This is a genomic window from uncultured Roseobacter sp. (genome assembly GCF_947501835.1).
In the GTDB taxonomy this organism is placed as follows: Bacteria; Pseudomonadota; Alphaproteobacteria; order Rhodobacterales; family Rhodobacteraceae; genus Roseobacter.
In genome coordinates this window covers 183262-209033 of the sequence record NZ_CANMXR010000007.1, presented here as the reverse complement: position 1 = coordinate 209033, position 25772 = coordinate 183262, and the positions used below count along the sequence as shown (strand labels likewise).

Below are 25772 nucleotides of genomic sequence, written 5' to 3'. Positions count from 1 at the left end.
ACCTTATGGATGGCAACAAGGTCAAGGGATTAAGCAGCGGCGTGAACCAGCGCGGGGTGCGCAATTATAACGAGCGCCTGCTGCTTTCCATGTTCATGCGCCATGGCGCGATGCCCGGCAGCGACCTTGCACGCATGGCTGGCCTGTCCCCTCAGACCGTATCGGTAATCCTGCGCAAACTGGAAAAAGACGGCCTTTTGGCGCGGGGTGCGCCGCAGCGGGGGAAAGTAGGCAAACCCTCCATCCCGATGGATCTCTCGGCAGAGGGCGTCTTTTCCTTTGGGCTTAAAATCGGGCGGCGCAGTGCAGAGCTGTTGCTGCTCAATTTCAAGGGGGACGTGATCAGGCAATTGCATCTCTCCTACCCCTACCCTTTGCCCGAAACCGTGTTTGGATTTCTCGAAGATGGCATTGACCAGCTGATGGAGGAAATGAGTGCCGCTCAGCAAAACCGGATTTGCGGGATCGGCGTCGCCTCCCCGTTCGAGCTTTGGAAATGGCACGATCTCTCGGGTCCGCCGGTCGAGGATTTCAGCTCCTGGAAAGACATCCATTTTGCCGAAGAGGTGGCCAAGTTCAGCACCCTGCCAATTTTTGTATGCAACGACGCGACGGCGGCCTGTCGTGCGGAGCACCTCTACGGGCTGGGCAAAGAATATCGCGACTACGCCTATTTCTACATCGGTTCGTTCATCGGCGGCGGCGTGGTGCTGAACCACACGGTTTTTGAGGGCAATCAGGGCAATGCCGGGGCATTGGGGTCGCTGCGCACGACGGGTCCCTTGGGCGAAAGTCGCCAACTGATCGACGTGGCCTCACTGCATTTGCTGGAAGGTCGGCTGGTCGAAGTCGGGCTCGACCCCAAGCAGCTCTGGCAGATGCCGCAGAATTGGCAGGCCCTGTCGCGCTATGTGGATCCGTGGATCGGTGAAACCGCCCAGGAACTGGCCAAGGCGGCGCTTTCCATCTGCTCGGTCATTGATTTTGAGGCGATCCTCATCGATGGCGCCTTCCCGGACGCTGTGCGCACGGAACTGGTGGACCGCGTGCGGCGCTATCTGATCACTCAGGACACCCGCGGTCTGCTGGCCCCACGGATCGAAGAGGGCGACATCGGCTTTAACGCGCGCGCAATCGGGGCCGCGAGCGGACCGATTTTTTCGCAATTCTTCTTGAACACCAACGCCGGTCTGTCCTCGGTCTGACGGCTCAGATTGCCCGTTGCATGGCCTGAACAAGCGCTTCAGTGCTCAATACGCAGGGGTTCGCCTTCATGGAGGATGCTCCGGCGGCCTCTCGCGCAATGGCTTCCAGATCGGTCTCTGGCGTCAGCCATTGCGCCAGTCGCGGCACTTTCCAGCTGTCCAGGAGTGTGGGCAGATCCTCGAAAACAGTCGCTGCATCACGTTCGAAGGCAATTCCCAGCCACTGCGCCACCGCCTCGAAACGCGACAGATCAGCCCCGGCCTCGGCGATGGCCCGCGCGTTTGCGGCCAGCACGGGGCCCATCAAGCGCCCACAAATCAACCCATGCGGCGCACCCAGACGTCCGCCCAACACCCCCGCGAGCCCGTGCACGGCGCCCAGCCCGGCATTGGCCAGCGCCAACCCGCCCGAGAGGCTGACAAAGGCCATGTCATCGCGGGCCTGAGTGTCTTCCCCTTTTGAAAGCCTCGCCAGCGCCATGGCCCCCAGTGGTATCGCCGACCGGCACAAAGCATCGGTGAGCGGGTTCGCCCGGTGCGACAGAAAGGGTTCGATCACCTGCGTCAGCGCATCCAGACCCGAGGCCAGCGTTTGCGCGCGCGGTGCGCCGTCGGTCAGCGCGGCATCAACGATCGCAACATCCGGCACCATGCGGTCGTCGCGCAGGCTGACCTTGCGCCCGGCCTCCGGCACCGCAATCACCGCGTTTTTCGTCACCTCCGCCCCGGTTCCGGCGGTCGTCGACACTGCGATGAACGGCAAGGGATCGCCATGCAGCGGCTTGGCCGCGCCGACGCCTTCCAGATGATCCATGATGGCGCCGGGACCGGGTGCCAAAGCGGCCACGGCCTTACCCAGATCGAGCACCGCACCACCGCCCACGGCAACCACGACCTCGGCGCCCCTGGCCCGCGCTTTCTGCAACGCCTGTTCGACACCCGATACGGTTGGTTCGCCCGAATTGAAAACCGAAGTGACCTCGGCGCCCATGCTGTGCAGTTCTTCGGTCAAGGCGTCGACCCAAGGCACCGACCGACCGCGCACCAGCAAAATCCTTTTGCCATGCGCAACAGCACGCTGCGCAGTCTGTGCGCGCACCCCACGGCCGAACTCAATCCGCCCCGGCGACAGGAAGCTGAACGGCGGCAGGCTCAAAAGCTCATCGTCGCTGCCACCGCGCGTTTCCACGCGGCATATTTTTGATCGCGATCTGGGGCATCCATTTTCGGCGCAAATTGCTGCTCCAGCGCCCAGCTTTTGGAAAAGCCGTCCTGGTCCGGGTACAAACCCGCGCGCTGCCCGGCAAGCCAAGCCGCGCCAAGCGCCGTCGTTTCCAAAACCTGCGGACGGTCCACCGGCGCGCCGATGATATCGGACAGAAACTGCATCGCCCAGTCAGAGGCCGACATGCCCCCGTCGACGCGCAAGGTGGCCCCTGCCCCTTCGCCCTGCCAGTCGGCCTGCATCGCCTCCAGCAAGTCGCGGGTTTGATAGCCCACGCTTTCCAAGGCGGCTTTGGCATATTCCTGCGGGCCGGAATTCCGGGTCAGACCAAAGACCGCGCCGCGGCATTCCGCGTTCCAATAGGGCGCGCCCAACCCCACAAAGGCTGGCACCAACACGACGTTCTGATGGGGGTCCGCCTTTTCGGCCAAGGGCTGCGTTTCAGCCGCCTCCCGGATGATCTTGAGCCCGTCGCGCAGCCATTGCACCACCGCGCCCGCCACAAAAATGGACCCTTCAAGCGCATAGGTCGGCTTGCCGTCAAACTGATAGGCAATGGTGGTCAGCAAGCGGTTGTTGGAGGTCACGGCAGTCTCGCCCGTGTTCAAAAGCGCGAAACACCCTGTGCCATAGGTCGATTTCAACATGCCCGGCTCAAAGCACGCCTGGCCAATCGTGGCGGCCTGCTGGTCCCCCGCGACACCCAGAATGGGGACCTCGCGCCCAAAGAGATCGGCGCGCGTCATGCCGAAGTCCGCCGCACAATCCTTCACCTCCGGCAGCATTTCCTGCGGAATGTCGAAGAGGGCGCAGATCGACGTGCTCCAGCGCCCTTTGTGAATGTCGTAAAGCAGCGTACGGGCGGCGTTGGTGGCATCGGTCACATGGGCCGCACTGCCGGTCAGCTTCCAGATCAGGAAGCTGTCAACCGTGCCAAAGAGCAACTCCCCCGCCCGCGCGCGGTCGCGCGCGCCGTCCACATGGTCCAGAATCCATTTCAGCTTTGTACCCGAAAAATACGGGTCCGCCAGCAGGCCGGTCTTGGCGGTGATCATCTTGTCATGCCCGGCTTCACGCAGCGCACGGCAATACTCGGCGGTCCGCCTGTCCTGCCAGACGATGGCATTGTGGATCGGCTTGCCGGTGTCTTTCTCCCAAACCACCACGGTTTCGCGCTGATTGGTGATTCCAATGGCGGCGATGTCATCCGGGCCCAGACCCGCCTTTTCAATGGCCGCGCGACAGGTGCCTGCCGTGGTGGACCACAAGTCGCCCGGGTCATGTTCCACCCAACCGCTGTCGGGGAAATGCTGAGGGAATTCTTCCTGCGCACTGGCTTTGATCGCCATATCGGCGTCGAAAATGATTGCACGTGAGGAGGTCGTCCCCTGGTCGATCGCAAGAATATGGGTCATGGCCGCCCCCGGATGTTGTGATGTCTGTCAGGCAAATCTGCCCGAAAAAATGGCCGGGGCGCAAGACAGCGCCCCGGCCGAAGGTCAAAGACTTACTGCCAGGATTTGATCAGCTCGTCATAGCTGACGGTCTGTGGCTCTTCGTCTTCGTTTTCCAGTTTGGCGTAGGGCGCGCCTTCACGGTCGAACCACGCCTGAGGATCTTCTTCCTCATTCATGACCGGACCCAGGTCGCCCTGAACACCTGCACGCTCCAGACGTTCCAGCACGCGTTCCTGATCAGCACAAAGTGCATCAAGCGCTTCCTGAGGGGTCTTGGCACCGGACATCGCGTCGCCGATGTTCTGCCACCACAGTTGCGCCAGTTTCGGATAATCTGGAACATTGGTGCCAGTTGGGGACCATGCTACGCGCGCAGGCGACCGGTAGAATTCCACCAGACCGCCGAGCTTGTCCGCACGTTGCGTGAAGTGATCCGCATCGATGGTGCTCTCGCGGATGAAAGTCAGACCGACGTCAGATTTCTTCAGGTCGACTGTCTTCGACACCACGAATTGTGCATAAAGCCACGCGGCCTTGGCACGGTCCACCGGGGTGGATTCCATCAGCGTCCAGCTGCCTGCGTCCTGGTAGCCGATCTTCTGGCCTTCTTTCCAGTAGACACCGTGTGGCGAAGGGGCCATGCGCCACTTGGGCGTGCCATCTTCGTTCATCACCGGCAGATCCGGCAGAACCGTTGCCGCGGTGAAGGCGGTGTACCAGAACATCTGCTGTGCCACGTTGCCTTGCGCCGGGATCGGACCCGCTTCAGAGAAGGTCATACCGGCAGCGGCGGGTGGCGAGTACTTCTGCAGCCATTCGATGGCCTTGGTCACAGCATAGACAGCAGCAGGCGAATTCGTCGCACCACCACGGGCCACACAGGAACCGGTTGGCTGGGAATTCTCGTTCACACGAATGCCCCATTCATCGACCGGCAGACCGTTTGGCTCACCGACATCGCCCATGCCCGCCATGGACATCCACGCGTCCGTGTAGCGCCAGCCCAAAGACGGGTCTTTCTTGCCGTAGTCCATGTTGCCAAAGACGTCTCCCTCGACGCCCATATGGCTCAAGTCACGCCCCGTGAAGAACTCAGCGATGTCTTCATAAGCGGACCAGTTGACCGGCACACCAAGCTCATAGCCGTATTTCTCCTGGAAATCGGCCTTGTTCTTCTCGTCGTTGAACCAGTCGTAGCGGAACCAGTAGAGGTTCGCGAACTGCTGGGTCGGCAGCTGGTAAAGCTTGCCATCCGGACCGGTTGTGAAGCTGGTGCCGATGAAATCTTCCACATCCAGCGACGGAAGGGTCACATCCGCGCCCTCACCCGCCATCCAGTCGGTCAGGTTGCGCACCTGCTGGTAGCGCCAATGCGTGCCGATCAGGTCGCTGTCGTTGACATAGGCGTCATAGATGTTCTCACCTGACTGCATCTGTGTCTGCAGCTTTTCAACCACATCGCCTTCGCCGATCAGGTCATGGGTGACCTTGATGCCGGTGATGGCCGTAAATGCAGGCGCCAGCACCTGGGACTCGTATTCATGCGTTGTGATCGTCTCGGAAACCACCTTGATTTCCATGCCTGCGAACGGAGCCGCCGCATCGACGAAGAATTGCATCTCCGCTTCCTGTGCGGCGCGGTCGAGCACGGACAGCCCGGCGATTTCGTCGTCAAGAAACGCCTTCGCCGCCTCCATGTCGGCCCAGGCCGGCAGGGCCATGCACGCGACCATCGCGCCCACGGCTGTGGTTGATTTTAGTGAAAAGTTCATGTGAGTCCTCCCAAGACATTATTGAACTGTTTTAACTGGCCCCCCGGAAAATACCCGGATCGACCATTCTTCCCATCTACACCCAGCGGAAAACCGCAACGGCATAGACCAGACACGCCAACAGCGCATAGGGCTGTGGTGCGACCTCAAGACCCAGCCAGATCAAGTTGATGAAGGCTGAGCCCAGCAGGGTGATGAACAAACGATCCCCCCGCGTGGTTTCGATCCGAAGAATGCCCACGCGGGGCGTTTCCGGATATTTGATGGCGAGAATAGTGAAGGTGATCAGCAAGCAGGCGATCACACCAAAGAAAATTGCGGTGGGTATGGTCCATGCCATCCAGGCCATTGTCTTATGCCTCCCCTTCGTTGCTATTGAATTCGCTCACCGCCTGCACAAGCTTCAAAAAGACAGGGTAGTCCTGATACTGAAGCTCCCAGGTGGAACCGTTCGACATGCTCAAGGATATCAGATTCTGCGGCATGACAGTTCTCGCCCAACACACCTGTGCAAGGTTGATGTAGGTCGGCGGTTGGGCCTCCTGTCGCCCCCCGTGCGAGATGAACACAGCCGTGCATTGGCCGGAGAATATCTGGACGACGCTCATTATACTCTCCCCATGGCAAAGCCCTTGGCGATGTAGTTGCGCACGAAATAGATCACCAAAGCCCCCGGCACGATGGTCAGCACACCGGCAGCCGCCAGCACGCCCCAGTCGATGCCTGCCGCCCCTTGCGTCCGCGTCATGATGGCCGCGATGGGCTTGGCGTCCACGGTGGTCAGCGTGCGGCTCAACAGCAGTTCCACCCAAGAGAACATGAAGCAGAAGAAGGCCGCCACACCGATCCCGCTGGCGATCAGCGGTGTAAAGATACGGATGAAAAAGCGCGGGAAGGAATAGCCATCCAGATATGCGGTTTCGTCGATTTCCTTGGGCACACCGCGCATGAAGCCTTCGAGGATCCAGACCGCCAGCGGCACATTGAACAGGCAATGCGCCAGCGCCACGGCGATATGTGTATCGAAGAGGCCGACAGAGGAATAAAGCTGGAAGAACGGCAGCGCAAAAACCGCAGGCGGGGCCATCCGGTTGGTCAGCAGCCAGAAGAACAGATGCTTATCCCCCATGAAGCTGTAGCGCGAAAAGGCATAGGCCGCAGGCAGCGCCACGGTCAGGCTGATCACCGTGTTCATCACCACATAGATCAACGAATTGATATAGCCGATATACCAGCTCTCATCCGTGAGGATTTTTACGTAGTTCGCCAGCGTCAGATCGCGGGGAAACAGGGAAAACTGACCCAGAATTTCCGTATTGGTCTTCAGGCTCATGTTGATCAGCCAGTAGATCGGCAGGAGCAGGAACAAGAGGTAAAGCCCCATGACCACAGCAGACCCATTGATTTTGGGCGTCTTGCGCCGCGTCACCTGGGCGTCACTTGCCGACATTTGCCCGGGGGCGGTCGCCTGAATGCTGGTATCGGTCATTATACGCCATCCCGTTTATCAAGGTTGGTCATGACGGTGTAGAACACCCATGAAATCAGCAGGATCACGAGGAAATACATGATCGAGAAGGCCGCCGCCGGTCCGAGGTCAAACTGCCCCAGCGCCATCTTCACCAGGTCAATCGACAGGAAGGTGGTGGCATTGCCGGGTCCGCCGCCGGTAACCACGAAGGGTTCGGTATAGATCATGAAACTGTCCATGAAGCGCAACAGGATCGCGATCATCAGAACACCCGCCATCTTGGGCAATTCGATGTAGCGGAACACCTTCCAGCGGCTGGCCTGATCGATCTTGGCCGCCTGATAATAGGCGTCCGGGATGGATTGCAGACCGGCATAGGCGAGCAAGGCCACAAGCGAGGTCCAATGCCAGACATCCATCACGATCACCGTGATCCAGGCGGCAAAGATATCCTGCGTATAGTTATAGGAAATGCCCATCTTATCAAGCGTGTAGCCGAGCAAGCCAATGTCAACGCGGCCAAAGATCTGCCAGATGGTGCCGACCACATTCCAAGGGATCAGCAACGGCAGAGACATCATGACCAGACAAAAGGACGCCCAGAAGCCGCTCTTGGGCATGTTCAGCGCCACATAGATCCCAAGCGGGATTTCGATGGCCAGAATGATCCCGGAGAACATCATCTGCCGCCAGAGCGCATCCCACATGCGCTCCTCTTCCAGCATCTCCTTGAACCACTCAAGACCGGCCCAGAAGAACTGATTGTTCCCAAAGGTGTCCTGCACCGAATAGTTCACCACCGTCATCAGCGGGATGACCGCGGAAAAGGCGACCAGCACCAGCACCGGCAAGACCAGAAACCATGCTTTTTGATTAACCGTCTTGTTCATCAGGCGGCCTCCCCTTGCGGCGCAATCCGCCAATCATCGGCGTAAACATTTATGCCCTGTGGATCGAATGTGATTTTCTGGGAACCTTCTGAAATCGCGTCATCTTCGCCAGCAATCGCGCTGATCTCACGGCCTTCTACATCAAGGCGGATGATCTTGTGACGACCGACATCCTCAACACGTTTAATCCGTGCCGGCACCCCCGTTTCGCCATTGGTGAGTTTGATAAACTCAGGACGCACCCCAACCTGAAGTTTCCCCGCCGTGGGCGCGTACCCTGCCCCCAAGGGAACTTTGACACCGGCAATGCGTGCCACCGCGCCGTCAATTTCAGCGTCAAAGAGGTTCATGCCGGGTGAGCCGATGAAGTACCCTACAAAGGTATGCGCGGGCCGTTCGAAGAGTTCCTGCGGCGTGCCGATCTGCACCACGCGCCCGTCATACATCACCACTACCTTGTCGGCGAAGGTCAGCGCTTCCGTTTGGTCGTGGGTCACGTAGATCATGGTGTGACCAAACTCATGGTGCAGCGATTTCAGCTGCGTGCGCAGTTCCCACTTCATATGCGGGTCGATCACCGTCAGCGGCTCGTCAAAGAGCAACGCATTCACATCCTCGCGCACCATCCCGCGCCCCAGCGAGATCTTTTGCTTGGCATCCGCCGTCAGCCCGCGCGCCTTGCGGTTCAGCTCTTCCTCCATGCCGATCATCTTTGCGATCTGATCCACGCGCTGCGCGACATAGGCCGGGTCCGCGCCCCGGTTGCGCAGCGGGAATGCAAGATTATCGCGCACGGTCATCGTGTCGTAGACCACCGGAAACTGGAAAACCTGCGCGATGTTGCGCTCCGCGGTCGGTGCATGGGTCACATCCCGGTCGTTAAACAGAATGCGCCCCTGACTGGGATGCAAAAGCCCCGAAATGATGTTCAAAAGCGTGGATTTGCCACAGCCCGACGCCCCCAGCAGCGCGTAGGCTTCGCCGTCAACCCAATCGTGGTTCAATTCCTTCAGCGCAAAATCATCCTCGGATTTCGGAACCGGCAGATAGGAATGCGCGAGGTTATCAAGGGTAATCTTGGCCATTATGCCGCCTCCGCATAGGGTGCTGCGACGACAAGGTTGCCATCCTGCCCAAAGATATAGACATGTGCAGGATCGAGGAAGACTTCGAGATCCTGCCCGGGTTGCAGAATTTGCACGCCGTGCACCAGACCGACCCAACGCTCGCCGTGGTGATCCAGGTGCACGAAGGTCTCTGATCCGGTGATCTCGGTCACCGTCAGGCTGGTCTTGAAGGACATCGCGCCCGCGACATGGGGGGACAGTTCCAGATGATTGGGCCGGAAACCCGCCGTATAGACGCCATCGGGCAGTTGTGCTGCACTTTCGGCCACGGCAACGCTCTGCCCGTCCCCGAAGGACAGGGTGGCGCCCGACTTGGTGATCTTGAGAAAATTCATCGGCGGGTCAGAGAACACCCGCGCCGTCGTCGCATTCACCGGTCTGCGATAGACAGATGGCGTCGGGCCGAATTGCGTCACCTTGCCTTCCCACAAGGCCGCGGTATTGCCGCCGAGCAGCAGCGCCTCTTCAGGCTCCGTTGTCGCATAGACAAAAATAGACCCGGATTCCTCGAATATCCTGGGGATTTCGGCGCGCAATTCCTCACGCAGCTTGTAGTCCAAATTGGCCAGCGGCTCATCCAGCAGCACCAGGCCCGCATTCTTGACCAAAGCCCGCGCCAGCGCGCACCGCTGTTGTTGTCCGCCCGACAATTCCAGCGGCTTGCGGTCCAGCATCGGCGTCAGCTTCATCAGATCGGCGGTCTCGCGCACACGCGCGTCAACCTCCGCACGCGACTGGCCCAACAGACGCATCGGCGAGGCGATGTTGTCGTAAACCGTCATCGAGGGATAGTTGATGAATTGCTGGTAGACCATCGCCACCTTGCGGTCCTGCACCCGCATGCCGGTCACGTCTTCGCCCTTCCAGATCACCCGCCCTGTTGCCGGTGCATCCAGTCCCGCCATCAGCCGCATTAGGGATGTCTTACCCGATAGCGTCGGCCCCAGCAGCACGTTCATCGTGCCGGTCTGAAGCTCAATATCCGTTGGGTAAATATGGGTCGCCCCCCCAACAGTTTTAGACACCCCTTCCAAAATCAAGGTCATGTCCGTCCCCCGTTTACTCCGCCGCTTTGTCTCTACGTTCCTTCGGATCAGACCGAAGGTACAGCTCCAAAGCGGCAATTTCTTCTTTCGTCAGTCTCAGCCCCAGCTTGTTGCGCCGCCAGACGATATCCTCGGCGGTATGGGCATATTCATTGTCCTGCAACCAGCGCACTTCGCGTTCGGTCAGCGTGGCCCCAAAGCCCTGCCCCAGATCATCCGCGTTCTCCGCTCCCGCCAGCACGTCCCAGGCCTCTGTACCATAAGCACGGACCATGCGCTTGCTCCAGAAATCGGACAGAAAGGGAAAATCTGCGCGCAACCGGGCCACCAGCATGTCAAACCCGTCAACGGCGAAATCGCCACCGGGCAAAGCCACACCGGCCGTCCAATGCCCGGAAGTGCCGGGAAAGAACGGAACGATCTTGTCCATCGCATCCTCGGCAAGCTTGCGATAGGTGGTGATCTTGCCGCCAAAGACGTTGAGGATGGGTGCACCACCATTACTGTCGACCTTCAGCGTGTAATCCCGCGTCGCTGCCGTGGCACTGCTGGCGCCATCGTCATAGAGCGGGCGCACACCGGAATAGGTCCAGACGACATCCTCCGGTCCAATGTCCTGCTTGAGGTATTGGTTGATGAAATTGATCAGATAGCTCTGCTCTTCTGCCGTACACTCCGGCTTCACACCCGGATCCTCATGTTCCGCATCGGTTGTCCCGATCAGGGTGAAATCGGTTTCATAGGGGATGGCGAAGATGATCCGCCCGTCCGTACCCTGAAAAAAGTAGCATTTGTCATGATCGTAAAGCCGCTTGGTCACAATATGGCTGCCGCGCACCAGACGCACGCCTTCGGTGGAGTTGATCCGCACTTTCTGCTGGATGATGTCACCGACCCAAGGGCCGCCGGCATTCACCAGCATGCGCGCGCTCAGCGTGGTGGTTTCACCGCTATCGACGTCTTCAACCGTCACATCCCAGTGGTCGTCAACGCGGGCGGCGCTGACCACTTTGGTCCGCACCATGATCTTTGCGCCACGCGCTTCAGCGTCCCGCGCATTCAGGACCACGAGCCGGGAATCCTCGATCCAGCAATCAGAGTATTCAAAAGCCTTCTCAAACCGATCCTCAATCGGAGCCCCTTCGGCACTGCCCTTCAGGCTCAGCGTCTTGGTGGCGGGCAGGATTTTGCGCCCCCCGAGGTTATCATAAAGCAGCAAGCCGAAGCGGATCAGCCACGCCGGGCGGCGGCCCTTCATCCACGGCATGACAACGTTGAGAATGCGGGAGGTTGGCGTCGCCCCTTCAAACCGCATGTCTTTGTGATAGGGCAGCACAAAACGCATCGGCCAGCTGATATGCGGCATGGCCTTCAGCAGAACTTCGCGTTCCGCCAATGCGTGGCGCACCAGATTGATCTCGAAATATTCCAGATAGCGCAGACCGCCGTGAAACAGCTTGGTTGACGCAGATGATGTGGCCGATGCCAGATCATTCATCTCCGCCAGCGCAACACTCAGCCCACGGCCCGCCGCGTCGCGTGCAATACCGCAGCCATTGATGCCGCCACCAATGACGAAGAGGTCATATGTCTTGGAATGCATGTGCTGCTTGGACACCAGACCCTCCCAATCCCTGTGTACGTGCGACGCAGAAATGGGTAGCGCAGTGTGCATACCGGATCAAGCAGTTTTTTTCGTTTATGTTCGCTTTTGATCGAAAACGAACGCGATTTGGATCTTCCGCGACACCTGGTGCGTCGCGGAACATGTTGAACTGGTTTTGTTTTTCTCTGCATACGCGCACGCCGGAGATGCCCCGCCAAGACCGGTAAAAAAACAATGCAGGCTGAACACCCATAGAAATATGTTGGAAATTCAAACCGCTTTGGGGTATTCCAAGGACAGGAGGAGCTATATGTCTCAAACTTTTCGCCATCCGGACATTCTGAAAATTGCCCAACGCGAAGGCAAGGTAACAGTCGAAGGGTTGGCGGATCACTTTGGGGTCACGCTGCAAACCATTCGCCGCGATCTCACGGAACTGGCCGAAGCGAACAAACTCGAACGTGTGCACGGCGGCGCGATCCTGCCCTCGGGCACCACCAATATCCAATATGATGAGCGGCGCAATCTGAACCAGGCATCCAAACTGGCGATGGCGCGCGCCTGTGCCCGGCAGATCCCCGAGGGATCGTCAATCTTTATGAACATCGGCACCAGCACGGAAGCCGTGGCACGGGAATTGCTGCAGCACCGGGATCTGATGGTGGTAACCAACAACATGAACATTGCCAATATCCTCGTGGACAACCCCGAATGTCAGATCATCGTGACCGGTGGGGCTTTTCGCCGCTCCGACGGTGGTCTGGTCGGCAACATCACCATCGACACGATCAAGCAGTTCAAATTCGACATCGCTGTGATCGGCTGCTCCGCGCTGGATGAAGACGGCGATTTATTGGATTTCGACATTCAGGAGGTCGGCGTCAGCCAATCGATCATCGCGCAGTCGCGCAAATCTTTCCTGGTGGCCGACAATTCGAAATTCAGTCGAACGGCCCCTGCCCGGATCGCATCAATGCGTGCCCTGTCGACCGTTTTTACCGACAAACCCCTACCGCGCGCGCTGAAACAGAGTTGCCAGGACTGGGGCACTCAGGTCATCATCGCGCGGGCCTAGCCCTGACCTGTTGCCACCTTGGGCAGGGCCATGCCCTCCATCTTGTGCAGCAGATCGACAAACCCGGCCACTTGGTGCACGACAGTGGCTGCCCCCTTCTCCGCCGTCGCAAGATGGGCCTCGCCCACCGTACCGTCGGGGTTCAGATCACTGGCAATCCACCCGTAGGAAATTGGCCCGATGGGCGATATCGGGCTGGTTTCAGCGGTTGATCGAAAATCCTGTGCGGCGTCCATATTCACGGTTTCCGGTCTGAAATGCAGCATCAGCGAGGTTTCCACATCACCGCCATGGATGCCGAAATCGTTTTCCTGCGCGGAATACATCCCCTCTGGCGCGCCAAAGGATCCCCACTGGCACTTCACCGCCAGCATGCCCGCCTGCACCCGCAACTCGCGCGACAGAATGGACACCAGATCGAGATTGCCGCCATGAGAGTTCACAATCGCGATCTTGCGGACGCCTGCGCGCGCGACCGACAGGCCAATTTCCGTCCAGACGGCAAGCGCGGTCGCGGCGCTGAGCGTCAACGTCCCCGCCGCCCAGAGATGTTCGTTTGACTTGCCCACCGCCTGCAGCGGCAATATCCGCAGATCCATGGTGTCAGGTGCCTGCCGCCGCAACTCTTCCAGCATCCCCTGTCCGATCAGCGTATCGGTCCCCACGGGCAAATGCGGCCCATGCTGTTCAATAGCGGCCGTCGGCAGGATCGCGATGGTTTTCATCGGATCAACATCGCTGAAATCCGGCGCCCGGAAATCCGCCCAGTCACGCAAAACCGTCATAGCGCCGCCTTGGGGGCGTAGGTGGCATCGAGCCGCGATTGCAGATAATCGGCGGCGCGCACGGGCGGATATTTGGGCGTACCTGTCCCCGGCAGCGCGGCCACCACCGTGTCCGGATTGGCCTCGACAAAAAACGCAACCGAACGCCGTTGCCGTTTGGGAGGCAAGACGCGGTGCGGGGTGGAGGCATAGATGTCATTGGTCCAGCGCATCAGGCAATCGCCGATGTTGACCACATAGGCCCCCGCGACATGCGGCACATCCGTCCAGTCCCCTCCCCTTGGCTTGACCTGCAAACCGCCCTCGCCATCCGTCATCAGCAAGGTGATCGCGCCGTAGTCCGTATGCGCGCCTGCGCCGATTTCATCCGCAGCACCCGTTGCCGGGGGATAGTGCAGCAGCCGTAGTGCTGCGAGCGGGTCGTGAAAGGCTGGCGTGAAATGCTCCGGATCCAGCCCAAGATCGGCGGCAAATGCCCGGTGAATGTCGATGCCAAGGGCAAGGGCTGCCTCAAAATAGGCCAGCATCGTGTTGCGAAAACCCTCGATCTCCGGCCAGACATTGACGCCGCGAAAAGGCTCACCCTTCAGAACACGCGGATCCTCCGGGGCGAGATCGAAACCGATGTTGAAGCTTTCCTTGCGATCAATCTGGGCCGAGGTGTCGTTCAGCGACTCGTCACCCTCAGCGGCCCAACCACGGTAGTGCGGGGTGTGCAGGATCGACAGTTTGCGTTTCTCCGCCACGGGCAGATCAAAGAATGCACCGGCTTTGTCAAAAACCTGCGCGCGCAGGGTCTCCGGAACCGTGTGATTTTGCAGCAAGAAAAACCCGGGGCCGCGTACCGCAGCCCCCAGATCTGCCAGGAACGCGGATTTGTCCGTTTCAAACCGCTGCCAGTCCAGAACCGGGATCATGCACTCGCCTCCTTGCGATGAACTTGTGCCGCACCTACGAATTTTTCCATCTTCTGCGCCACCCGCGCAAGATGCGCGCGCCGCGACGCGTCGGTTGAGCTGTCCATCAGATAATGGGCGGCAAAAACGGTTCTGCACCGTTTGGCACAGATCGCGCGCACCCCGCGCAGGATGATGCGCTTGCCCGGAGAGCCGATCATTTGCGTCAGCCCCCAGCTGGCCCCGCAGGTCGTGAAAACGCCCAATCGGGTGATATGCGTCAGGCCTGGGCGGATGTTGTCATTCTCCCCATCCGGCATCAGAAACGCCACGTCGGGCAACAACACACGGTCCATCCAACCCTTGAGCATCGCGGGCATGCCGTACCACCACGTCGGGTAGACAAAGATCAGCGTGTCACACCACAACACATCCTCAACGGCCTGCGCGACAGGAGCACGGTTTTTCGCGGCATCCTCATAGCTGTCCAACTCCGCCCCACTCAAGACCGGCGCGAACCCCGACCGGTAAAGATCATGAACGCGGGTTTCGGCACCGGCCTGATCCAGCTTCTCCACCACCTGATCGCGCACCGCAGCGGTAAAGCTGGTCTCCTTGGGGTGGCAATAGACCACAAGTGCTCGCATTCAAAATGCCTCCATTTCTGTGCGCACCTGCGCGACAAATTGCGCCCGGCGCTGCTCGGTCACCCGGTTCATGTCATAGAGCGCGAGATAGCGCAGCTTCTCCGGGCGGCAGACGTGCCAGACCGCGCGCTTCACGGACCTGCGCGGCGGATCACCCGCCATGATGGCGCGCATCCGGGTGCCACCATAGGTCGTGACCGCCGCCAGTTTGCGGATATTGCGCAGGTTTGGCACAACTTTACCCTCTTTGAGTTTAAACGAGACGCCGGGCAAAAACACCCGGTCAAGAAAGCCCTTGAGAATGGCCGGGTACCCGAAATTCCAGACCGGAAAGACCATCACCAGCGCATCCGCTGCGCGCAGCCTTTCCACGTAGCTGGCAACCGGCTCCTTGTTTGAGGCCTCATCATGATAGCCGCGCCGCTCCGTCGCCGTGAGCACGGGCGAGAACCCTTCAGCGTTCAGATCGCAATCATCCACCTCCCAACCGCGCGCTGACAGGCTTTGGGTCACGCAAACATGCAGCGCAGCCGAAAAACTCTCTTCACAAGGATGGGCAAACAGAACAAGCGCACGTGCCACGGCCTATTCCGCCGCGCGCAGTTTCGGATAGCTGTACATCCGATCAAACGCCCAGTTCGGATCATCCCAGGCAATCATCTTGCCGGGATTGAGCAGCCCCTTGGGGTCGGCTTCGCGTTTGAACGCAAGCTGGCGATCATCAACCGTTTGCCGCCCCCCTTCTTCCAGCGTGTAGCGATGCGGGTTGAAAATCATCGCGCCCGCGTCTTCATGCATTTTCACGATTTCGTCCAGGCGGTCTTCGGTGGTGAACTTCACCAGGCTGAGCCCGGCAAAAATAACTTTGCCGTTTTCCTTGAGCACTTCGAGATGTTGCAAAACCTCGGGGCTCAAGGCATCGCGCATCTTTTCGATCAGTTCCAGATGCTGCGGGAAACCGTAGCGCACCTGCAGATAGGTGATCGACGGGTCAACCTTGAGCGCCCGCAGCGTCGTGTGGTTCCAGCCATATTCGAAAACCATGCCCGGCTGACGTTCCCAATCTGAGGCGTCGCTGCGGTAAATCAGGCGCGCCGAGGGCCTGCGGCCCAGAAAGGTCTCGAACCCATCCATGGAGTGCGGTGCGACCATCAATCCAATCAGGTTGGTATCCTTCTCCACATGGGGGGCGACGCGCTGGAAGTAATCCTTGGCAATGGGCGCCTCGAACACAGTGGCCAGTTTGATCAGAATGCCATCTTCATTCGCCAGTTCGTCGGCAAAACGCGCGGCTGCCATGAAATCATCTGTCGCCACGAACATCTCGACCCAATCATAGGCCGGGGCAAGCGGCATCTCGATCTCCGTGATGATCCCGTTGGTGCCGTAAGCGTGGCTGACGCGTACCAGTTCCTCGCCCCGAAATTCCAGCACGCGCGGCTCTTCTTCCATTGTGACGACACGCAGCCGGATGATATTGCCCAGATCGCGCAGCGACCCCCAGGTGCAGGAACCAACGCCACCCGAGCCACCGGCGATGAAGCCCCCGATCGTCGCCGTCGCCCAGGTGGATGAGAACATCCGGATTTCCTGACCTGAATGTTCTTTGCACGCAGCGTCGAGATCTTTCAGCAGGCACCCCGGCTCCACGATCACCCGTCCGGGGTGGACCTCCTTGACGGCCGCCATGTGCCGCAGATGCATGACACAGCCGCCCGCCAGCGGCATCGCCTGCCCATAGTTGCCGGTACCCGCCCCGCGGGTGGTGACCGGCACGTCATGGGCATAGCAGGTTTTCAGCACCTCGATGACCTCGGCCTCGTTTCGCGGGCTGACCACGAAGTCCGCAACCACATCATCGAGCCGCGCCTTCAGAACGGGGGAATACCAGAAGAAATCGCGGCTTTTGGATTTGATCGCGGCGTCATTCTGCTCAACGTCCAGATGGGCAAGGGCGGCTTTGGCGGCGGCAACGTTCGGGGTCATGGCGTCCTCATCAGATGGTCAAGTTCGGCATAGTCAGGCAATGTGCGGTCAATCTGCACACCGTCCCGCAGCACAATCCGGTCGGATTGCGGACGGGCGAAAAGCTCGGTCCAGCCGCGCGCGCGGCAGATCACCAGGTCGGCAGGTGCGCCCGGCGCGAGGCTGGGCGCGGCAAATCCGCAGGCCTTTGCGGGGTTTGTCGTGAAAGCATGGGTCCAATCGGTGTCGGAATGATCAAGATGCCCAATGCGGGTGGCCTCGCGCATGACCTCGATCATATCCAGATCACCATAGGCGTAGAAGGGATCGCGGGTGTTGTCGGAGGCAAAGGACAGATTGATGCCGCGTGCTTTCATCTCATGCACCTGGGTGATCCCGCGCCCGCGCGGCGTGCCCGGCTGGCGATCCTGAAGGTAGAGGTTGCACATGGGCAGGGACACCACATTGAGGCCCGCGCGCGCAACCAGATCCATGGTGTCCGCAGCGCGGCGCGGCTCCTGCGCGCTCAGCGAACACAGATGTCCAACCGTCACGGGGGCGTCAAAGCCGGTCTCCAGCACGGTTTGCGCAACCACACGCAATGTCTCGGATGATGGATCGAGTGTTTCGTCCACATGAAAATCAGCCGCCAGTCCCCGCGCCGCGGCCATGTCGAGAAACAGCCTGACCCGGTCTTCGATGTCCGGGACGGGATAGGCCACCATGCCCAAAACGCCACGCGCTTCGGCCACGAGGTCTGCGGTATGTGCAAAAGGGCCCTCTGCGGTAACGGCATCGCATCCCACAAGGCAGGCCGCCTGCAGATCGATCCGCCCCTGCCAGGCCGCACGCAATGCCTTGAAAACGGGCCATGAAATATCATCTTGCGGCGCGATGCTGTCGAGATGTGTGCGCACCGCGCGTGTTCCGTGGGCATAGGCGCAGCGCAACGCGAAATCCATCCGTGCGCTCACGTCCTCAGCGCTCCAATGGGCTTGTCGGTCGGCCCTCACGGTCGCCAACGCCCCCTCGAAACTGCCATCGGGATTTGCCGCACGGGGCCAGATATGCCCTTTATCCAGATGCACATGCATGTCGACAAAGGCTGGGAAAACCATCGCCCCCAGCATGTCGACCACCTGCCCCGGCTGATCGCTGATCTTGCCATCCCGGATGTTCAAGCTGATGGAGGAAAGATCTCCAGTGCCCCCAATCAGGCAATCCGGCACCGTCAGGTTTTGCAGGGTCAACGGCCCCGTCGGAAGTTGCATAAAATCCATCAGGGGTCTCGTTTCAATGCGCTTTCGTGCCACTTGCGCAGCAACATATGACTGAGAAAACTAAGACCTGCGAAAATGATCACACCGGTGACCGCAATGAGGATCAGCGCGGCGAACATGCGGGGGATGTTGAGCCTGTATCCCGCCTCCAATATGCGAAAGGCCAACCCGGATTTCAGACCGCCGGTGCCCGCCACATATTCCGCCACCACCGCGCCGATCAGGGACAATCCACCGGCAATGCGCAGCCCGCCCAGAAAATAGGGCAAGGCGGAGGGCAACTGCAAAAACCGCAGGGTTTGCCAGCGCGACGCGCCATAGATCCGGAAAAGATCACGCAGATTGTGATCGGCTGAGTTCAACCCAAGCGTCGTATTGCTGAGCACCGGAAAGAAGGCCACCAGCCAGGCGCAAAGCAGCAGTCCGGCAATGCGACTGTCCACATAGATGAAAATCAGCGGTGCGATGGCCACAATCGGTGTGACCTGCAGGATGACCGCATAGGGGTAGAAACTCATCTCCACCAGCCGCGATTGCGTAAACAGCACTGCCAGCCCGACCCCACCAATCACCGCCACGGCCAGCGCCATCAAAGTGATCTGCACTGTGACCAGTAATGCTTCAAACAACATCGCCCAATCTTTGATCAGCGTCTCAAACACCAACCCCGGACCGGGAAGGATGTAATGCGGAATTTCGTTCCACACCACGATGCGATCCCAAATGAGCAGCATCAGGACCAGCACCAGAAACGGCAAAATCCATTTGCCGAATTTTTCAAACCTTTTGCGTTTCAGGCGCGCGGCTTCATCCGCGTCAAGGGTCATCGGCTGATCGCTCTGATCGGCAAGGCTCATGCCGCTTCCCCCATCGCTTCATGCAGCGCATCCGTGGCCCGGCGGGTATAGGCGGCGTATTCAGAGGACGTGCGAAAATCCTCGTCGCGCGGATAGGGTGCATCAACTTCCAACTCGGAAATCACCCGCCCGGGCCGCGCCGCCATCACCACGATCCGATCAGACAGAAAAACGGATTCGAACACGGAATGGGTCACAAAAACGACGGTGCATCCGATGGCGGCCTTCAGTTTCAGAAGATCATTGTTCAACTTGAAGCGGGTGATTTCATCCAGCGCGGCAAAAGGTTCATCCATCAGGATCAGACGCGGCCGGGTAACCATGGCTCGCGCAATCGACACGCGCATTTTCATGCCGCCCGAAAGCTCCCGCGGATAGCTGTTCTGAAATTTCTCCAGCCCGACGAGTTTGAGCGCCTCAAGCACGTCGTCCTTGACCTCTGCATAGGTTTTGCCACGCAGTCGAAACGGCAGCCAGACGTTTTGGGCAACCGTGGCCCAGGGCATCAGTGTCGGTTCCTGAAACACAACGCCCAAATCCCCGGTGTCATGCCCGCCAGACCAGCTGATCCGCCCGGCCGTTGGATGGATCAGATCGGAAATCAGGCGCAGCGCCGTGGATTTGCCGCACCCGGACGGCCCCAGCAGCGAGATGAAATCCCCCTCGCCCACCTGCAACGACATCCCCTTCAACGCAACGATGTTGCCATTGAACGTCTTGTCCACCTGCTCCATCCGCAGCAATTCAGGCCGCGATCCCAGCGGCTTTTGCAGTTCGGTCATAGATCCCCCGCCTGTCCCCGTCCGAGGGCTATTGCGCCCCCGGTGGTCACCCTGCTCAACTAGGGCTTGATGTCCTTGCCAACAGATTTATTCGTGAATTCAAGGGTGTAGGCAGATTGCCAATCCAACCCGTCCTCCAGCACACCGGCAGAGACCATCTTGGCGTAGAAATCCCCGATCACCTCATCGGTCATCGATCCAATGCCTGTTTCCAGCGCCGAGCCGCTGTCAACGATACCTTCTTCGAGCATCATCTTTTTGGCAAAATCGATCTTGTCCTGCGACATGTCCGGGTTCGCGGCCAGGATCAATTCATCTGCTGCGGCGCTGTCCCCATAAAGGTAGTTGTACCACCCCGTCAGCGACCCATCGACGAAGCACTCAACCTTTTCCGGCGCGCTTTCGATTGTGTTCGCCATCGTCTCAATCGTCGTGGCGTAAGAGGAATAGCCGGCGTCCGCGATCAGGAAGACATTGGGTTGGAACCCCGCCTCCTTCAACACCGCGTATGGTTCGGAACTCAGATACCCCTGCATGCCCTTTTCTTTATCGGCGATGAAAGGGGCTGGATTGAACGTATAGGGTTGGCGTTGTTCGACCGTGAAGCCATGTTCCGCGATCATCCACTGGTAGTATGACGTAAAACCATTATCGCCGATCAGCAGGGTCAGATCCTTGAGGTCCTCCCAGCTTTCAGCTTCTCCGGGATGTGCCAGAATGACCTGCGGGTGCTTTTGAAAAATCGCCGCGACCGAAACGACGGGTATCCCCTCTTTGACAGCATTGAAGGCCTGCAACATGTCGCCGCCCATATGGAAATCAATCTTGCCTGCCAGCATCAACGCCCGGTTGTTAACCTGCGGCCCGCCGGAAATGATCTCGACATCCAGACCACAGGCCGCATAGGTCCCATCCGCAACCGATTGGTAGAAGCCACCGTGCTCCGCCTGAGCGAGCCAGTTGGTCCCGAAGACAACGGGCGTGAGATGACCATCGGCGAAACTGGCGGACGCGCAGAAACTCAACGCGCAGACGAGATGGGGAATTTTGGACTGAATCATGGCAACCTCCGGTTTGTGCTTTGGCGCAAAGCGTCCGGAGCAGGCTGCCGGAAGGGAAGCCTGAGGCGGGCGAATTGGCCGAAGACCCGTATGTTCGCCCAAAAAGAGTGCAAATTCCACGTGTTTGTTCAGAATTTAGTCAGGATATATGCCGTAGCCGCCAAAATGCTCAAACAAGTGGCAATTCGGATTATGGGCCTAGTGAAGAGGTCGGCACGGTTTCCGATCACGGCGCAGGTGCGAAGGCTTCTATCCAGCAAGCGAGACAGGCATCAAGGTTGTCGGCTTCAAAAGCCAGCCAGATGCGTCGCTGATTGCGAACAGCCAGCAAAATCGACGGGTCATCCGGCATTGCACCAGACCAGATTGATAGGCGATCCTTTCCTACACCGTCGCGCAGCAGTTCAGCATCGAGCAAGCGAAGCGAGGCACCAAGATCACGCTGGCCGATGATTTGGTCTGGTTCAGCAGCATTGCTGTCCAGAACCGCGAGGGCGAAATCCTTGCTGCCGGAAACGGCAGCATCAAGTGATATCGGTTCGACCGCCGCACCGTCAACGCCGCCCAAATGAGATTTCAGCGCGCTTAAAGATAAACCCACTGCGTCAACGGCCAGATGGTCAGAAATCAACTCGGCCCTTACCCATATCTCCGATGCATCTGCGCAAAACGCGACCAGACTTGCCGCTACCTGGGCGAGGTCGTCTGCGGATCCATCCTTGAGCAGGTTCTGGCTTAGGGCGCCCTCCTCAACCAGGCGCATTCGGGTGATCCGACGCTCCGCAACCGTCAACACAAGCTCCGATTGAGCCGCAGCGCAGAAGTGCAAATCTCGCGGCAAAACAGTCTCCTGAACCTCCTGCAAAATTCCCAACAGCGCGGACTCTTCGCCAGCGCTTGTGATGAGCCGACCGCCCGCCTTCTGAACTGACGGCGCCTCACTCAACTGTTGTAAGACCGCGGTCAGACGCAGGGCTTCTTCATGGTGGCTCTCGGGCATCCCTTATGCCTCCCGCCCGATATCGGCCAGCAACTCTGCGCCCTCCGAAATCACCGCGCTCAATGGCATCTGAGGATCGCACAAGATGCACAAAGCCTCGTTTTCAGCAGTCGGAGAGCGCAGGAAGCACGCCATCTCACCGCCACTCAGGGCCACCGCATGCTGAGGCATGGAATTTGTTGCCAGAACTGCGCCGGGAAGCTGCTGCGCGATGTTACCATTCAGGCTGTCCGTGGCCGAATGGCATAAAGCATCCAACCGTTCCTGCACGGTTTTCGCGCCGGAACTGTCGGCAAGCACCATGCCTGTGGAGAGATCAGCAAAGGCCACGACAAAACACCCCGGAAACCGGGCGCGAAAGCGGTCCAGCCGATCCCCTACCGTCATGTCATCCACCGTGATCCGATATGCACACGTGCTCTGCCTTTTCAGAATGCCTCATGCATAGCGGCAGTTGATGTGAATCCGGTTAACGATTTCAGGAGAATTTGGGACTTAAACTTAGCTCTTCCTCAACCTCTGGCGGGGGCACCGGGCGCGCCCGGACTGACTTTGCCACCGGCCTGCGCGGCACAACGCGATCCGTCGCGTTTTCCGCAGAGATGGGCTCCTCCGGCTTTGCATCCGGGAGTGTTTCCGGAGCGCATAGACCCGAGGTATCGAAAGGTTCAGTGCCCTCACCTTCCGCCAGTCGGTCGGCCAAGCCATTGACGATGCTCAAGAACTCAGCGACGAACAACTCCGCGCCGCTTTGATCCCACAGATCAGCATCATCTTCCGCATCACGCGCCTGCGTGAGCGACATGATCATGCTGCTGGCAAACAGTCCTTCGGTCTCCGCGCGCACACGTCTGAGCACCTTTTTACGGTCCCTTTCAGAGACCAGCATATCGCCCCGCGTCAGCAGCAGGATGGAGTGTTCCTGAATGTGCGGCGGCACATTTTCCCAGACAGAAGCCTCGCTTTGCCGCCAGGCCTGCGTTGCCGGGCTGCACCAGATGACCCCATCCGCCAAGGGCAGAATCCGCGCCCAGACATCAGATGGCATGTTCGGATCGGATATGCCCGGCATGTCGATCACATCACACATCTTCAGAATTTCCTCTTCACTCTGAATGCGGATGAAGGCCGTTTCCTGGGTCGAGATTTCCTGCAGCGTTTCAAGATCGCAGGGGGTCTCATTCCCCTGCAGATCGACAATCACCGCAGGCTCTGATCCGTAGCTGATCCAGACGGGTGGCAGCTGTGTCGCGATGACCTGAACCGGCAAGGGATCAGACCCGATCATGAGATTGGCAAGCGTGCTTTTGCCCGCGCTGAATTCGCCCATAAGCGCCATACGAGGGCGTCTGGTTTTGCTGACGCTGTCAAAGAATGCAGGTCTTTCTATCGGCGATGCTTCTGACGTCATGATGGGTACTCGTTTAGCGTTTTCAACGTTTTATCCAACAGCGCCTTGCGATCAGGCGGTGCATTCCTGGCGGCAATCGCTTTGAGTTCTTCAGGATCGGCCTGCGCCATTCGATCAAAAGTGGCAAAAACAGAATGCTGTTCTTCAATAAATACATCGAATGCTTCGAGGGCTGTATCCTTGACGGATTGCGCCAGATCATCGCGCAGCTCTTCGACAAAGGGATTGGTTTCAGCCTTGATCAACTCGTAAAAGCTCGACGCGTAGGCTTTGTACCCCCGCCTGTGCAACCACCACCTTTTCCACCAGCTACCATTGAGATCAAGCGCGATGGTCCGCCCCAAGGTCACCGGTGCCGGCACTTGCGGCGCGCGGGGCACAACCATGCCCACCTGCTCCGCCGATAGCCCGAAGGCAGCCGTATACAGGTCCCCCAGATCCTCTGAGGTTTGCTGCACGGCGGCCTCAAACGCCGCCTTGCTTTTGCGCGCCAGGACCTTATGCGAGGATCCCAGCAACATCCGCAGGCCTGCGGGATCATAGGTCCAGGGCGTGGCGTCGCCAAATTGCTCCAGATGCACGATCAGGGAGGCGGTCGCACGCTCAAGGAAACTGGCCTGCACCCGGTCCATACGTCCCGAAAACTCCTCCAGTATTGCTGTGAAGCTGGCATCCAAATCGGTTTTCCGAGTTGCAGAAATCTCGGATAACCGCGCCTGCGCGGCAGGTCCTTGCAGTTTCTCGCCAACCCCAACAGCCTTGTCCGCACCGCCCATCTGTTGGGTCGCGGCAATAGCGTTGATCAGGTTGAAGGCACTGCTGCCAACACGCTGCAACGTGGTCTCAGCGATCCCGTCGACAATCCGCTGTGACAGTGCCCGCTGCAGCGCTGGCACGCCGGACAAACCCCATGCCATTTTGATCGGATCGCGACGATCTTCCTCATTCAGGATGTCACCCAAATCGGCGGTTTCCGACCATTCCCGCAGGACATCGGCGCTTGCTGGAGGCAGATCCGCCAGGCGACCGTCAAGCGCATAGCCGGCCCAAAGCGCGCTGCCAAAAATCACCTGCGCATCCTCCGGCCCCTTATGCATCGCCAGCGTATCTGCAATGCTCTGCGCGATTTGCGGGATTTGCGTCTGCGGATCAGACAGCTCATCAATCCGGTTCACGAAAATCACGATATCACGCGATTTTACATGTGAAATCAGGCGAATGAGCGCGAGATCCGTGGACGACAGCGCCTGATGCGCGGACAGAACGACAACGCAAATCCGGCTCTCACGGATCGATCGGATGGTGATCTGCTCCCGCATCATGAAGGTGTCGTTCACGCCGGGGGTGTCACGCAAACACAGCCCGATGGGCAGTGCTGCACGTTCCATATTCAGGTCAGCGGATTTGGTGATATCGGCAAAACGGCCCTGCTCGTCCGAGATGTCGGGGTCATCTGCATCAGGCTCTTCGCCCAGACACACGTAGCGCTCAATCAGATCCTTGTCGAAATAGCCATAGTCACGCTGCTGTCCCAGCAACATTTCGAATTTCTGGCCCAGGCGCGCCTGTGACTTTTCGCGCATTTTCGCCACTTCCAGTTTGATCTTTTCCAGCTCCTCATCCGCCCCGGCGCGGCTGGCCAATTCGCCAATGCGCCCTCCACCGGAGACCAGACGATCCCATTCATCTTCGTCGAAAAACCGGAAAGAGGCGCTGTTTTTGAAGCCCGGTGTTTCCGGGTGCAAATGCAGCGACGTGACGACCGAGGTCCACGGGTTCACATCCGCCGGGAGCAGATCGGATTGGCCCACAATCGCGTTGACCAGAGAGGTCTTGCCGGATTTGATCTGCCCGACCATTGTCACACTGGGCTCAAATGCATCAAGTTGGCGGCGCAACCGTTCGACCCGTTTGGCCGTGTTCTCAGAGCCCAGAACTTCCAGCGCATCCAGTGCTGACCGCAGATCCGAAATGGACTGCGCAACATCGTGCAAGGGGGCCAGCCCCATGCTCAGCAGATCAGCCTGCGCGGCTTTCCTGAAGTCCTGCTCCGCCGAGGCGTTAAGAACGTTCATGACGCCTCCTCAATGCACAAATCCCCGCAGGCATGTACATTTTTCAGAATGCGGCAGGTTAGAACGACCATCATGTTTTCAGCCCCAAAAATACGTCTTCACCGTTCAGAAATGGCCGTCAATTGTGCGGTGATTGTGA

The 25772-nt window shown here is 59.1% G+C and carries 25 protein-coding genes; 2 read left to right on the top strand and 23 right to left on the bottom strand.

The window, feature by feature from the left end; genetic code table 11:
- The first annotated feature begins 5 nt into the window (after window positions 1-5).
- On the top strand, window positions 6-1205 hold the full coding sequence (locus Q1A20_RS15885; RefSeq protein ID WP_299406601.1) for an ROK family transcriptional regulator: 1200 nt from the start codon (window positions 6-8) through the stop codon (window positions 1203-1205).
- A gap of 4 nt (window positions 1206-1209) precedes the next feature.
- Here Q1A20_RS15885 and Q1A20_RS15880 read toward each other — a convergent pair whose 3' ends face one another.
- From Q1A20_RS15880 to glpD, 10 genes are all read right to left on the bottom strand, one after another.
- The gene (locus Q1A20_RS15880; protein WP_299917588.1) at window positions 1210-2394 is read right to left on the bottom strand and encodes an iron-containing alcohol dehydrogenase; all 1185 of its coding nucleotides are present in this window, start codon (window positions 2392-2394) and stop codon (window positions 1210-1212) included.
- Window positions 2358-3845 carry a glycerol kinase GlpK gene (gene glpK / locus Q1A20_RS15875; protein WP_299405433.1) on the bottom strand — a complete coding sequence of 496 codons (1488 nt, stop codon included), beginning with the start codon at window positions 3843-3845 and terminating at the stop codon, window positions 2358-2360. Before glpK ends, Q1A20_RS15880 begins: the two co-directional genes overlap by 37 nt.
- Before the next feature lie 92 nt (window positions 3846-3937).
- On the bottom strand, window positions 3938-5659 hold the full coding sequence (locus Q1A20_RS15870; protein WP_298970783.1) for an ABC transporter substrate-binding protein: 1722 nt from the start codon (window positions 5657-5659) through the stop codon (window positions 3938-3940).
- Between the two features lie 76 nt (window positions 5660-5735).
- Window positions 5736-6008, bottom strand: a complete 273-nt coding sequence (locus tag Q1A20_RS15865) for a DUF2160 domain-containing protein (protein ID WP_298970782.1) — start codon at window positions 6006-6008, stop codon at window positions 5736-5738.
- Window positions 6009-6012: 4 nt separating this feature from the next.
- The gene (locus tag Q1A20_RS15860; protein ID WP_299405437.1) at window positions 6013-6267 is read right to left on the bottom strand and encodes a hypothetical protein; all 255 of its coding nucleotides are present in this window, start codon (window positions 6265-6267) and stop codon (window positions 6013-6015) included.
- Window positions 6267-7148: a carbohydrate ABC transporter permease gene (locus Q1A20_RS15855; RefSeq protein WP_299917585.1), complete on the bottom strand. Its 882-nt coding sequence runs from the start codon at window positions 7146-7148 to the stop codon at window positions 6267-6269. Before Q1A20_RS15855 ends, Q1A20_RS15860 begins: the two co-directional genes overlap by 1 nt.
- Window positions 7148-8020: a carbohydrate ABC transporter permease gene (locus Q1A20_RS15850; RefSeq protein WP_298970779.1), complete on the bottom strand. Its 873-nt coding sequence runs from the start codon at window positions 8018-8020 to the stop codon at window positions 7148-7150. Before Q1A20_RS15850 ends, Q1A20_RS15855 begins: the two co-directional genes overlap by 1 nt.
- The gene (locus Q1A20_RS15845; protein WP_299405443.1) at window positions 8020-9105 is read right to left on the bottom strand and encodes an ABC transporter ATP-binding protein; all 1086 of its coding nucleotides are present in this window, start codon (window positions 9103-9105) and stop codon (window positions 8020-8022) included. Before Q1A20_RS15845 ends, Q1A20_RS15850 begins: the two co-directional genes overlap by 1 nt.
- The gene (locus Q1A20_RS15840) at window positions 9105-10193 is read right to left on the bottom strand and encodes an ABC transporter ATP-binding protein (protein ID WP_299405445.1); all 1089 of its coding nucleotides are present in this window, start codon (window positions 10191-10193) and stop codon (window positions 9105-9107) included. The genes Q1A20_RS15845 and Q1A20_RS15840 overlap by 1 nt, the downstream gene beginning before the upstream one ends.
- A gap of 13 nt (window positions 10194-10206) precedes the next feature.
- Complete coding sequence (gene glpD / locus Q1A20_RS15835; RefSeq protein ID WP_299406604.1) at window positions 10207-11796, bottom strand: glycerol-3-phosphate dehydrogenase; 1590 nt, start codon at window positions 11794-11796, stop codon at window positions 10207-10209.
- A gap of 313 nt (window positions 11797-12109) precedes the next feature.
- On the opposite strand from glpD, the gene Q1A20_RS15830 reads away from it, so the two are divergent.
- A complete protein-coding gene (locus Q1A20_RS15830; protein WP_298970776.1) occupies window positions 12110-12874 on the top strand; it encodes a DeoR/GlpR family DNA-binding transcription regulator in 765 nt (254 codons plus the stop codon).
- On the opposite strand, the gene Q1A20_RS15825 is transcribed toward Q1A20_RS15830, so the two are convergent.
- The 13 genes from Q1A20_RS15825 to Q1A20_RS15765 all read right to left on the bottom strand — a co-directional run bounded on the left by Q1A20_RS15825 (window position 12871) and on the right by Q1A20_RS15765 (window position 25633).
- Window positions 12871-13659 carry a creatininase family protein gene (locus Q1A20_RS15825; RefSeq protein ID WP_299917582.1) on the bottom strand — a complete coding sequence of 263 codons (789 nt, stop codon included), beginning with the start codon at window positions 13657-13659 and terminating at the stop codon, window positions 12871-12873. The genes Q1A20_RS15830 and Q1A20_RS15825 overlap by 4 nt on opposite strands.
- Complete coding sequence (locus tag Q1A20_RS15820; RefSeq protein ID WP_299917578.1) at window positions 13656-14576, bottom strand: 2-oxoglutarate and iron-dependent oxygenase domain-containing protein; 921 nt, start codon at window positions 14574-14576, stop codon at window positions 13656-13658. Before Q1A20_RS15820 ends, Q1A20_RS15825 begins: the two co-directional genes overlap by 4 nt.
- A complete protein-coding gene (locus Q1A20_RS15815) occupies window positions 14573-15202 on the bottom strand; it encodes an NAD(P)H-dependent oxidoreductase (RefSeq protein ID WP_299917575.1) in 630 nt (209 codons plus the stop codon). Before Q1A20_RS15815 ends, Q1A20_RS15820 begins: the two co-directional genes overlap by 4 nt.
- Window positions 15203-15784 carry an NAD(P)H-dependent oxidoreductase gene (locus tag Q1A20_RS15810; protein WP_299917572.1) on the bottom strand — a complete coding sequence of 194 codons (582 nt, stop codon included), beginning with the start codon at window positions 15782-15784 and terminating at the stop codon, window positions 15203-15205.
- Between the two features lie 3 nt (window positions 15785-15787).
- The gene (locus tag Q1A20_RS15805) at window positions 15788-17188 is read right to left on the bottom strand and encodes an FAD-binding oxidoreductase (protein ID WP_299917569.1); all 1401 of its coding nucleotides are present in this window, start codon (window positions 17186-17188) and stop codon (window positions 15788-15790) included.
- Complete coding sequence (locus Q1A20_RS15800; protein WP_299405464.1) at window positions 17185-18447, bottom strand: cytosine deaminase; 1263 nt, start codon at window positions 18445-18447, stop codon at window positions 17185-17187. Before Q1A20_RS15800 ends, Q1A20_RS15805 begins: the two co-directional genes overlap by 4 nt.
- Window positions 18447-19304 carry an ABC transporter permease gene (locus Q1A20_RS15795; protein WP_299405466.1) on the bottom strand — a complete coding sequence of 286 codons (858 nt, stop codon included), beginning with the start codon at window positions 19302-19304 and terminating at the stop codon, window positions 18447-18449. Before Q1A20_RS15795 ends, Q1A20_RS15800 begins: the two co-directional genes overlap by 1 nt.
- Window positions 19301-20086, bottom strand: coding sequence for an ABC transporter ATP-binding protein (locus tag Q1A20_RS15790; RefSeq protein ID WP_299405469.1), 786 nt, complete (start codon window positions 20084-20086; stop codon window positions 19301-19303). The genes Q1A20_RS15795 and Q1A20_RS15790 overlap by 4 nt, the downstream gene beginning before the upstream one ends.
- Before the next feature lie 59 nt (window positions 20087-20145).
- A complete protein-coding gene (locus Q1A20_RS15785; RefSeq protein WP_299405471.1) occupies window positions 20146-21147 on the bottom strand; it encodes an ABC transporter substrate-binding protein in 1002 nt (333 codons plus the stop codon).
- Window positions 21148-21373: 226 nt separating this feature from the next.
- Window positions 21374-21910 (bottom strand): hypothetical protein, encoded by a 537-nt coding sequence (locus Q1A20_RS15780; RefSeq protein WP_299917566.1) that lies wholly within the window; start codon window positions 21908-21910, stop codon window positions 21374-21376.
- Window positions 21911-22150: 240 nt separating this feature from the next.
- The gene (locus Q1A20_RS15775) at window positions 22151-22534 is read right to left on the bottom strand and encodes a hypothetical protein (protein WP_299917563.1); all 384 of its coding nucleotides are present in this window, start codon (window positions 22532-22534) and stop codon (window positions 22151-22153) included.
- A gap of 91 nt (window positions 22535-22625) precedes the next feature.
- Window positions 22626-23558: a dynamin family protein gene (locus Q1A20_RS15770; protein WP_299405479.1), complete on the bottom strand. Its 933-nt coding sequence runs from the start codon at window positions 23556-23558 to the stop codon at window positions 22626-22628.
- Window positions 23555-25633 (bottom strand): dynamin family protein, encoded by a 2079-nt coding sequence (locus Q1A20_RS15765; protein WP_299917561.1) that lies wholly within the window; start codon window positions 25631-25633, stop codon window positions 23555-23557. Before Q1A20_RS15765 ends, Q1A20_RS15770 begins: the two co-directional genes overlap by 4 nt.
- Between the last annotated feature and the right edge of the window lie 139 nt (window positions 25634-25772).